We start from the raw sequence: 11,831 nt of genomic DNA, 5'->3' as shown, positions 1-11,831 counted from the left end.
TCTATGAATAATTCAGGATTATGATATAAATTTTATACCATAATTAAGTACACTCAACCTTAGCTGGATACATGCACATCATTTTCACCTATTAGGATGTCATCATTATCTAAATAGAGACTTGAAGTTATGCTATAGTCACCAGGTTCAGATATATTTATAGATAAGACGCACTTACCATTTATAAAATTTAAAATATAAGATGTTTTATCAACTAATAACATATCATGACCTTTACCTGGAGTTTGTTCAGGGTCTTTCAATTTATCAAAGCTTTCTTTTTTACTGGTTACTAAGGTATTAGAGCGTATATCAATACTATTAATCTTAGTGTCTCCACATAATCTTAGCTCTATATTTTCTAGTTCAGGTATAATATTCAGGTAATTAAATTTACCATTTAACATTAATTTAGTAAATGAATTAACATTGATAGTTGATGTTGACATATTGCCAGTGAATGAAATTAGACTTCTTTGAATACTATTATTAATATTTATATCAATTATTGGAGAAAACGCAAATCCCTTAAATTCACTTGTAGAAGGCGAGGTTATATTACAAGAACATTTTATTTCTAGTATCCTAACTCTAGATATATCTCCTATAAAGTAAATTGAAGGATTTTCTATAGAATCTATAATTATTTTTTCACATATACAGTCATCATTTATTTTTATTATCGCGGAAGATTTTATTTCTATAGGGGCTAAATATTCACCATTTAATTCTATTAATTTTTGTTGGATGATTGGTCCATTGCTACTGTAGGTAAGGTTAAAGTTACTATTATTATTAATAACACTTAAAGTAGAATTAGTTTTCACGTGAAAATTATTCTTAATAACACTATTATTTAGGATTATTTTTCTCAATTTTATATTCACTCCCTACTAATTATATTATGTACTTCTCACTTTATAGTTCTTAAAAATACATAATCAAAGTAATAATATATAAACAAGAGTTAAAATTTTTATAAAGATTAAATATATTTATACATAGAACATAGTAGTGCACAAATTAATAATGTGTTTCATAGAATATTATATAAATGAAGTGAGGGATTATATAAGGATGATAATTGATAGTTTTGACCTATTACCAATATATGATGAAAATTTTAATATTTATATTGATGGTGCTACTGTAATAGATAATAAAATAACTCTAAAAAAAGGAAGTTATGATTTGCAGTTGACATTTAATATATCTAAGGAAAATAAAGGGGATACTTTAGCATTATATATAAATAATAGTCTTTTTTATTGTATTAATATACCAATAAATAAAGAAGTGAACTTTACTAAAATCCTCACTTTTAATATAGATAAAGATGATACAATCCTAAGTTTTATAAACGAAAGCGATGATTTTATAACAATGGAAAGTTTAATGGGAGGTTTGTTTATGAGCGAACAATTACAAATAGTAAACATTGGGAAATTTAATCCCTTTAGTATTGACTTAGAATTAAGCGTACCTTTTACTGATGATATATCGGTGAAAGTAACAGAATTAAATTCAGATCCAATTAATACACCTAAAGAAATAAATACTAAAATAGTAGATAAGTTAAATCTAAAAGATCCATCAAAGAGTACTGCAGAGAATCCTAATTTAAAGACGGTTATTATAAGTGGAGATATAAATGATAGTAATAATCTTTTTAAATCTAATACACCGTATAGTATTACAGTTTTTAATGAAACAGATAGTTTTACAGATATTTATAGTTTTGACTTTCAAAATTTTACTATGATGAATGAAAATAACTGCACAGTAAAAAGTATTGGAACTAGAATAATTGCAATAGAATTTGATTATCCTGTTAAAAATTTAGACGCAATAGTAAAGAATACTGTACAGGAACCACAGTATACAGAACTAAATAACTTTTATATGCTTTATACTGGACTGGATACTAATATGGGAGAAAATGAAAATGTATGGTTAGGTAATATTGACATAGAAAGAATCTATACTACAGGTCCAACAGAAACTAAAGTTCATCCATTTACAGCCACTGTGAGTGAAGATAAAAGAAGAATAGAAATTCAATGTAATTCCACAAACTTTAATACTGGTTCAGTGAACAAAATAAGTATAAACTTTACAAAACACCAAGATAATACTAAAAGATTAACTGATTTTAGTAATAGACCTATAGCAGTTTTTGAAAAGGCTTTCTCTTGTAGTAGAAATAGTATTGCTACTACAATAACTGATATAAAGGCAAATTCCAATCATGAAATAGAAGTTACCTTTGAGGATAGTGTATGTATAAGAACAAATGGCATTGAGGAGTTACCAACTGATTATTTTACTATAAGTAAAGAAATTTTACCTTCAACTACTGTTAATCTTGATATCCAAAGAGTAAGCAGAGTAGGAAATGGGTTTAATAAACTATCGTATTTGTTGAATACTGACGATATAAGTAATTTGTTGAATATACCTGAGTGCACAATAAAAGTAGGTACAGTGTTAGATGCTTCTGGATTAGACACTTTAGAGGTTCAAAGAACTATAGAAGTACCACTTACTAATCCAGTTTTTGAAGATGCATATCAAGATGGGGATAATTCAGGTGATAAAACAAGAATAATTGCAGTTTTTAATGAACCTATGGAACGTGATAGTAATATTAATGACAACTCTGCTACTAACCCTTCAAATTATGTCTTGCAAAAGGGTGAATTAGGATTGCCAATTCCAATAGAATCAATAGTACCAATAGGTGATCCAGCTGGATATGAATTTAAAATAACGATAAATTCAGTATTACCAACAGGAGAATACTTTATAACTGCCCTTGAAAATATTAAAGATATCACAGGGGTTAATATTGCAACAAAACAGTTAAAGTTAGATATTATTGATTATACTTCTCCAGAAATTGACATGATAATAGCAACTAAACCAGTTGATTTACCACCAACATTAGATGATAAGGATAATGGATTTATTATAATGTTTAAACAACCTATGAATGTTATGCCTGGTTCAGCAACTTCTGCTTTGAGACAAGGTAATTATAGGTTAACCTATGAGGAGTCACCAGGTATTATTAATTCTTATTTTCTAGATGCTACAACAATTACAGAACAAATTTTTGAAAATAGATGGATTAGGTATACACTTCCAACTACAACACCACCTGGAATTCCAGATTTTGATATTGATAAATATAAAATATTTATAGGATATACTAATGGTCCTGAATTAAATTATGTAACTAGCGAATCTGGAAATATATATCCATTATGTACACCTGGTAAAATAGACTATCTTGTTAATCAATTAGATATACAAAATGGTACTGCTATAGTAACCTCTGATACTAAATTAGAATATCACTTAAATAGCAGTATATTAGGTCCAACAATAGAGAATAACTTATTCTATAATGTAAGTGCTACAGATTTTCAAGTAATAATTAACGGAGGAAGTGAACCAGTAGATGTTGTAACAGCTGTATTAAGTCCAAATACTTTTACTGATATAATATTTACATTCCCACAAGGAACTTTCAATAGTGGAGATACTATTCAGTTAATTGTAAAACAAGAAGATACAGCTACAATTACTAAAGATATATTTGGAAAACCTATTTTGAGAAGCTCTGATGTAGGTAATGTGGGCAAAATAAATGCCGATAATCAAATTCCAACAACCATTGAAGGTATTAGTTTGTTAGCAATAAATCATGATGATGTTTTAAATAATGGAGTATTATATCAAACAGCAGTACTTGAGTTGAAATTTGCAAAAAATATTCAAAGCACTGAGACTCATGATTTTGCAGTATATTATAAAGATAGTCAAAATTTGAAGCATAGTGTACCAGTATTAAGTAGCTTAATAGCGCCTTCAATTGGTGATTTAAGAACTAATACTATCCAATTAACAGTTGCCTTATTACAAAGTGAGATAAATGAAGGAGTTATTAATTATATGTTTGTTAATACTGTAAATAATCCTCCATTTAAACCATTTAATACTTTTGATGTTGAGAACCATAAGGTTGCTCAATTCCAAGATGAACAAGTTGAAATTTTAACAGTTAATGAATTTGAATGGAAATATGTACCTCAAGTTTCTATGACTCAAGATGGATATGAGCTAATTTTAAAATTTAATAAGCCAATATCAACAGAATATGCTAATGTACCTGAAATACCACCATCATATAGTATAAATGTTGTTAGAGATGATATAAACAATAAGAAGCTAACAATAACAATACCAGAAAATATAAATGGCTATGTTAAGTTAGGACAAATCCAATTGATGTTTACAGAAAATGTCCCTGAAATTAACACTTGGGAAATTAAAGGTATAACAATGAGTGAAAATAACTTTGTTATGACTATCATAGTAGGGGAAGTTGCAGCAGATACTAATTTATTTAGTGGTGCTATAGATGCTAAAGCAGCTCGTGGAAGAGCAATATATGCTCCTTATACAGTAGTAGCAAGTGTTCCTAATACAGATAATGCAGTTATAGTAAATGTAGATGATAACCTTCAACTATATAGAGTTAATAAAAACTCTGATGCAATTTCTTAGGTAAGAATAAAATAAATAAAATATTATGTTTATAGTAATATAGTATTTACTGGATAGGATTTAAAAGTAATATAAAATAATCAAGGACTGTGAGAAAGTATATATTTCTTCATAGTCCTTTTTAATTATTATTTTAAAATGCCTACTTTCACATGTATTAGATTACATTTATTTTGAGATGAAAGTTCTAGTTTGGGTATGGTATTCTTTGTGAATTCATCAACGATGAGGGCTTCTCCAACATCCAGGGTAATAACTTTATTATCAATTTTCACAGTTAAAATTTCATGAGGAGAGTAAAATATATTACTATAAACTTCACAATTATAAGATAACTCATTTATACTAAGTTTCAAAGGTAAACCATCCCCTAAACATATGGTTTTCATTACCCCATAACATCCAGGTCCTATCATTAAATTAAAGTCTGTAACAGTACCAAAGCTTTCTGTGTTTACATCTCCAGAAAATCCATGAACTTCAAAAGGTTCTAAGTGAATTAGAGGACCTTTATTGTGACAAAGATCCATGGAACCCTCCAAAGTTGTTATATATCTATAAACTTTTGGAAGATTAGTGAAGGTGGAGTGTTCTAACTCTACAGTGGCAGAACTAATTCTCCATTTAAAGTTTAAATCTTTGTAATTAGAGTCTTTAGGATAAATATATATTTCATTGGTAGTTCCCCCACTCCAATTAGAAGTTTTTATTTTATCCTTTGTTATTATTTCTATTTTATAACCCATAATATCACCCCATTAATAATTAACATATATAATATTAATACAAAAAACTCATCCATATATGAATAAATATAGGAATGAGTTTTAAAATGCAATACAAAATTAAAGTATTATATCTAAAAGGTCTTTTTCTATTAAATCATTGTATTTTCCGGATCTATATTCTGCAACAAGAACTTTTCTCTCATCATTAGAGATTACAGGAAGTTTATTAAATAACTCCTTAGGCATTTCTACATAGGCACCCTTAGGATCCATTTCTTCAGTAAAAGTGATTACTGCAGGAATACTTTTGCAGCCTACTGCTTCTTCAAGAAAGCCTTCGTAACCTGTTCTAGGAAATAAATGAACCTTTAAGTTTTGGTTTTCTTCTGAAAGTTTTTGTACGAAAGGAATAGTTACGATACAATCAGGGCAAAAACCTTCTGTAAATATTGCAGCATGAACAACCTTGTCTAGTTTTTTTATTTGTTCCTTAGTATCACTAGAAAGTTCAGTGTCTGCATAGGTCTTATCTTGGATATTTCCATATTTGGCATGTTGTTTTTCTACATACTCCTCAAAGCTTAAGGCTTTATTAAAATCTAACATATTATCTTACCCTCCAATTACTTATAACTAAATTTTGTCTTTTATAAATTAGAATGTATTGTATTAAATTAAATTTATTCAATATAATACATTATGTTAGCATGTAATAGACATAGCTTGTTCATGATTATTATAACAAATAAAATTGAAAAATAGTAGATATATACAATTTATTAACTTGTAAAAAAAATTAGAGTTTTATATACTAGGGTTATGGGACAAAATAAATATGATAAACAATATAAAATATTTATAAAATTTTAAAAAGGCGGCGATATTATGTCAAAAGTTATAGAAAGATTTTTAGGATATGCTAAGTATGATACACAATCAAGTGATTCTACGGGAACAACTCCAAGTACTGCTAGCCAAAGAGTTTTAGGTGAAGTTTTATTTGAAGAATTAAAAAGAATCGGCATGAGTGATGTTACTATTGATGAAAACAATTACGTAATGGCTACATTGCCTGCTAATACAGATAAAAAAATACCAACTATTGGGTTCATATCTCATATGGATACTGCTCCGGATTATTCAGGTAAAGATGTTAAGCCTCAAATGGTGAATTATGAAGGTGGAGATATTAAATTAAATGCAAATACAGTTTTATCTCCAGAAGATTTTCCTGAATTAAACGACTATATAGGAAAAACTCTTATCACAACAGATGGAACTACTTTATTAGGGGCAGACGACAAAGCTGGTATATCAGAAATTGTTACTGCTATGGAATATTTAATTGCAAATCCAGATATAAAACATGGGACTATTAAAGTTGGATTTACTCCAGATGAAGAAATTGGAGAAGGAGCAGATCACTTTGATGTAGAAAAATTTGCAGCAGACTTTGCTTACACTGTAGATGGGGGAGCTGTTGGAGAAATCGAATATGAGAACTTCAATGCTGCTGGTGTGGAAATAGTTATTAACGGAAGAAATGTTCATCCAGGAAGTGCTAAAAATAAAATGGTAAATGCTCAGCAAATAGCTATGGAGTTAAATGGATTATTACCTGTTAATGCAAGACCAGAATACACAGAAGGATATGAAGGCTTCTTCATGCTTTGCGATATGGTAGGAACTGTAGAAAAGACTACTATGTCTTATATCATAAGAGATTTCTTTAGAAATACCTTTGAAGAAAAGAAAACATTAATTAAAGAAATAGTAGAACTTCTTAATAAAAAATATGGTGCAGGAACTATAGAAATTTCAGTAAAAGATCAATACTACAACATGAAAGAAAAAGTAGAACCTGTAATTCATGTAGTAGACACAGCTGTTGAAGCAATGAAAGCTCTTGATATCGAGCCAATTATAGTTCCTATAAGAGGAGGTACTGATGGAGCAAGATTATCCTTCATGGGACTTCCAACACCAAACATATTTACAGGTGGACATAACTTCCACGGAAAATTTGAGTTCATTCCTGTAGATTCTATGGAAAAGGCAGTAGAAACTATAGTTAAGATAATAACTCTTTATGCAGAAAAATAAAAAATTCTAAGATTTACAATACTCATACATAAAAATTAACTCCTTAATACACACTATAGTAAAGTGATTGAGGAGGGCGATATAATATGAGTAATGATAAATCGAGACCAATATATCCACCAGATGCACATAACTATTTTGGTGATTTTAGAAGCATAACCCCTATGTCTGATTCAGTTTGGGAAAATGTAAGAGAAGCTGAGATAGAAGCAGCAAAGACAAGAAGTCGAAGAAATTACAATATGGAGACTAGTGAAGAAATTGCTTTTGATGATTTAAATGAAGATATAAAAAGCGAAAGTGAAGTTGATCTTGATTCCATTATAGATGAAGTAGACATGAGTGATCATGGTAATGATTACGGAGACTATGCTAAGAAAAGATTATATTAATATTTCTTAGAGGAAGAATTTATTCTTCCTCTAAGTTAATTTAGGGTTCACATAGGAAACTACTGAAGCTATAAGGCTTTAGTAGTTTTTTAGAATATTATATTTACATATAGGATCTTTTCAAATTTTAATCCTTTAAGGACATTTAAGAATTCATTCATATTTTAGTCACTTAACTGACACATAAGTGTTGATAATAATATATATAGATAAGAATAGTAAACAAATTAACTTTTAATAAGGGGGAAAATTTAATATGGATAAAGATATAAACAATAATGAATTAAATAATAATCAAATTAATAGCAATAATAACTTAAATGAAAATACCGGTATTAATAAAGATAATAATGACAATAATACTAGTGACAATATAAACTACACTGTGATTCAAGATGTAGAATATACAACAAATGATGACCTAAAATTCAATGAAGTTAATACTTCATCATGGCAAGAAGAAGAAAAAAAGAAGAAAAATAAAAAGAATAAAGGTAAAGGTTCAGCTAAATCTTATATAGCTATAGCTCTAATATGTTCTATATTAGGAGGAGCAATTGGTACAGGTGTTACTTATGGAGCTATGAGAAGCACTATACAATCAGCAATTAAGGAAGCTAAAACAAAAACAAATAACAGTGGAACAACAACAAATATTAATCCTATAAGCAGTATGAATATACCAGAAGTTGTAGCAAAGGTTTCTCCAGCTGTAGTTGGTGTATCAACCACTTCAGTTTCAACTAATGTATTTGGATTTGATATGGGAGAGCAAGAAGGCATTGGCTCAGGATTTATTTTTTCAGATGATGGTTATGTACTTACAAACTATCATGTAGTTAAAAATGCTAGTCAAGTTAAAGTTATATTTAGCACAGGTAAAGAGGTAAGTGCTAAGGTTGTAAACTATCAGGAAGATGCAGATTTAGCAGTTGTTAAGATCACTGATGATGTTGAAATGCCAGGTAAAGTAGAACTAGGAGATTCTGATAGTCTTCAAGCAGGAGAACAAGTTATAGCCATAGGAAATCCTCTTGGAAAAGAATATCTAGGCTCTGTAACAACAGGAATTATAAGTGCTGTTAATAGAGGCGTAGCTTTAACTGAAGGTGGAGAGAAAATGAACCTTATCCAAACAGATACTGCTATAAATCCAGGGAATAGTGGAGGGCCATTAATAAATTCTCAAGGTGAAGTTATAGGTATAAATACAGCTAAGATAGGCTCTACTGGAGTAGAGGGAATAGGTTTTGCAATTCCAATAAATGATGCCACTGAAAAATTAGATGCCTTAGTAAAACAAAAAATAAAGTTTGGTATAGCAGTTAGAAATATAACAGAAGATTTATCAAAACAATATAATTTACCTGTAGGTATATATATTCAAAGTATTGAAGATTTTAGTATAGCACAAAAGGGAGGATTACAACCTGGAGATGTAATTACTAAAATAGGTAAGAAAAATGTTAAGACCGTTGAAGAATTAAACAAGGAAAAAGAAGCTTACAGTGATGGAGATAGTATTCCTATAGAATTCGTAAGAAAGGGTCAAACAATGCAAGCTACTTTAGTAGTAGAATAATAAAGTTAATACTTATAATTATCCCCTAATTATAATATTATAAAAATACGTCCTATAAACGTGAAGTTTATAGGACGTATTTTAATTATTTTCTTTCCTTAATGATCCCTTTTCTATAGGCATTTAAAAGCATTTGAAGGTAATGAATTTGACTTATTAATTCTTTACCTATATCAGTATCCCTAACCTTTAGCCTTCTAGAGTTAAATTCTAAAATGAAGTTGGTAGATATGATATCTTTCCCCTCATCAATGGCTGTTTGAGTTGATTCAAAAGGCTCATGCTGAACTAATTGAAGGCCATAGGAATTATAAATTAAAGTATAGCCTGCAATGCCTGTCTCAGGTTGGTAAGCCTTAGAAAATCCCCCATCTATAACTAAAAGTTTCCCATTAGCCTTTATAGGATTTTCACCTTTAATAGTTTTAACAGGTACGTGTCCATTAATTATATGAGAATGTTTAGGAGAAAGACCAAATTCTAATAATATATTATTACAAACCTCTTCATTATCTCTAAGATTGAAGTAAGGGCATTTATTTTCCTTATGAGTAATCTTATCATTTATAAAATATCTTTCAAAGGTAGCCATTTTATCCTTACCAAAGAGAGGTGAATCAGGGCCACACCATAAATACCACATGTAATCTAAGGCATAATGAGCATTTTTGCTATCACATTCATTAAAATATGCTTCTCTAGTAATTCTATCTACCCTATCTAAATATTCTTTACCGCAGAATTCCTTGTTTCCAAGCTTAACATTCTTAAAAGTGCCATCTTCATTTAAAGGAATGGAGGCATGATATAAAAGATTAGAATTGCTCTTTAAATAAAGGCTACCCTTAGAGTAAAGACATCTAACATGTTTCTCAAGTTTTTCACTATTTAAGAAAGAACTATGAAGCTTAGACATTAATTCTTTTTCTTCATCTGTCAATTTATAAGGATTATTAATATCTATAGTAGGGAAGTTAGTATCATTTAATACATATTCCTTACCACCTATAACAATTGTTCCTTTTTCATAATTAATTTTATCAAGAAGTCTTCTATCATCCATGTTAAATTCAGGATGTCTTTTAATAATTTCACCTTCTAATTTAAACTGTATAATAGAAATTGCCTTATGCATTTGAGCCATAAGTTTTAAGTCTTTTTCTTTAAAGTAATCATTAGTAACCTTTGGTTTAAAGGATTTACATGGATCATTAGAATATACATCCATAGCAAAACGAGCTAGAGGTAAAATATTTATACCATAGCCATCCTCTAAGGTTTCTAGATTAGCATATCTAGTACAAATTCTAATAACATTACATATGCAACTATGATTTCCAGCTGCTGCACCCATCCAAAGTATATCATGATTTCCCCATTGAATATCATAGGAATGATAATTACATAGAATATCCATAATTATGTGAGCTCCAGGACCTCTATCATAGATATCACCCACTATGTGAAGAGAATCTATAGTCAACCTTTGAATAACATTACAAATTGCAGTTATAAAATCGCTAGCTCTACCAATGGAAATAATAGTATCTAATATTCCATTAAAATAATCTTGCTTATTTGGTCTCGCTTCAGATTCATGAAGTAGCTCCTCTATAATATAGGAAAAGTCTGCAGGAAGAGCCTTTCTAACCTTAGAACGAGTATATTTAGAAGATACATTTCTACATACCTGAATCAATTGATTCAGAGTAATCTTATACCAATCATCGGGATCATCTTCTTTAGCAAGGGCAATATCTATATACTGTTCAGGGTAATATATAAGAGTGCATAAAGCTTTTTTTTCAGATTCTCTAAGGGTATTACCAAAGATATCATTAACCTTTCTTTTTATTACACCTGAAGCATTTTTAAGTACATGTTGGAAAGCTTCATGCTCACCATGAAGATCCGTCAAAAAGTGCTCCGTACCTTTAGGTAAATTTAATATTGCCTCCAAGTTTATAATTTCAGTACAAGCATCTGATATTGTAGGAAAATTATGAGAAAGAAGTTCTAGGTATTTTAAATCCTTTTCAATTATATCAGCACTTATTTCACAAGTTCCGCTCATGATTATCTCCTTCTTAGCAAATAACTATTCAGATAGTTATAAGTAAAATAGTTATCTATAGATAGTTATTTTAAATTGCTATCTATATAGTTATTTGAAAAATTACTATCTATATAGTTATATGTAATATGCTATATTATAATTATTATATATATGATATTATACATGAAATTTATATAATTTACTAATATCATAGATAAATAGGTTATCATATATCTATATATAATCTACATATATAATTTTAATATAGTAATCAAATTTCTTAGCATCAATAGAGTTTTTATTGGGTATAAATACACAATGAATTATTTTGCATTATTAGAATTGAAAAGATATATTCTACATGATAGGATTAAAGAACACCACTTTACAAGTAATGA

General features: G+C 29.0%; 8 protein-coding genes. 4 read left to right on the top strand and 4 right to left on the bottom strand.

All coding sequences use genetic code 11. From position 1 onward, the window contains the following. Positions 1-59: 59 nt before the first annotated feature. Positions 60-875, bottom strand: a complete 816-nt coding sequence (locus tag B3J31_RS10780) for a hypothetical protein (RefSeq protein WP_346873982.1) — start codon at positions 873-875, stop codon at positions 60-62. A gap of 184 nt (positions 876-1,059) precedes the next feature. Between B3J31_RS10780 and B3J31_RS10775 the strand changes: the two genes are divergently transcribed. After that, complete coding sequence (locus tag B3J31_RS10775; protein ID WP_346873981.1) at positions 1,060-4,572, top strand: hypothetical protein; 3,513 nt, start codon at positions 1,060-1,062, stop codon at positions 4,570-4,572. Positions 4,573-4,700: 128 nt separating this feature from the next. On the opposite strand, the gene B3J31_RS10770 is transcribed toward B3J31_RS10775, so the two are convergent. Continuing rightward, positions 4,701-5,318 (bottom strand): HutD family protein, encoded by a 618-nt coding sequence (locus tag B3J31_RS10770; protein ID WP_346873980.1) that lies wholly within the window; start codon positions 5,316-5,318, stop codon positions 4,701-4,703. A gap of 99 nt (positions 5,319-5,417) precedes the next feature. Next, positions 5,418-5,906, bottom strand: coding sequence for a thioredoxin family protein (locus tag B3J31_RS10765; RefSeq protein ID WP_150844135.1), 489 nt, complete (start codon positions 5,904-5,906; stop codon positions 5,418-5,420). Between the two features lie 279 nt (positions 5,907-6,185). Here B3J31_RS10765 and pepT point away from each other — a divergent pair, with 279 nt between their 5' ends. From pepT to B3J31_RS10750, 3 genes are all read left to right on the top strand, one after another. Beyond that, entirely contained in the window at positions 6,186-7,403 is a 1,218-nt protein-coding gene (pepT, locus tag B3J31_RS10760) for a peptidase T (protein ID WP_346873979.1), read from the top strand. A gap of 86 nt (positions 7,404-7,489) precedes the next feature. Further along, a complete protein-coding gene (locus B3J31_RS10755; RefSeq protein ID WP_346873978.1) occupies positions 7,490-7,795 on the top strand; it encodes a hypothetical protein in 306 nt (101 codons plus the stop codon). 256 nt (positions 7,796-8,051) lie between these two features. After that, positions 8,052-9,377, top strand: coding sequence for a trypsin-like peptidase domain-containing protein (locus tag B3J31_RS10750; protein WP_150844138.1), 1,326 nt, complete (start codon positions 8,052-8,054; stop codon positions 9,375-9,377). A gap of 85 nt (positions 9,378-9,462) precedes the next feature. Here the strand turns inward: B3J31_RS10750 and B3J31_RS10745 are convergent, their stop codons facing one another. Then, complete coding sequence (locus B3J31_RS10745; protein ID WP_346873977.1) at positions 9,463-11,451, bottom strand: fructose-1,6-bisphosphatase; 1,989 nt, start codon at positions 11,449-11,451, stop codon at positions 9,463-9,465. Positions 11,452-11,831 lie beyond the last annotated feature (380 nt).

It is taken from the genome of Clostridium sp. UBA5988, from assembly GCF_002435615.1.
GTDB classification, from domain to species: domain Bacteria; phylum Bacillota; class Clostridia; order Clostridiales; family Clostridiaceae; genus Clostridium_J; species Clostridium_J sulfidigenes.
This window is presented reverse-complemented; position numbering and strand designations above follow the sequence as displayed.

Coding starts and splice junctions, on each gene's coding strand:
- B3J31_RS10770 (WP_346873980.1), bottom strand. CDS start 5,318: ATGGGTTATAAAATAGAAATAATAACAAAGGATAAAATAAAAACTTCT.
- B3J31_RS10765 (WP_150844135.1), bottom strand. CDS start 5,906: ATGTTAGATTTTAATAAAGCCTTAAGCTTTGAGGAGTATGTAGAAAAA.
- pepT (WP_346873979.1), top strand. CDS start 6,186: ATGTCAAAAGTTATAGAAAGATTTTTAGGATATGCTAAGTATGATACA.
- B3J31_RS10755 (WP_346873978.1), top strand. CDS start 7,490: ATGAGTAATGATAAATCGAGACCAATATATCCACCAGATGCACATAAC.
- B3J31_RS10750 (WP_150844138.1), top strand. CDS start 8,052: ATGGATAAAGATATAAACAATAATGAATTAAATAATAATCAAATTAAT.
- B3J31_RS10745 (WP_346873977.1), bottom strand. CDS start 11,451: ATGAGCGGAACTTGTGAAATAAGTGCTGATATAATTGAAAAGGATTTA.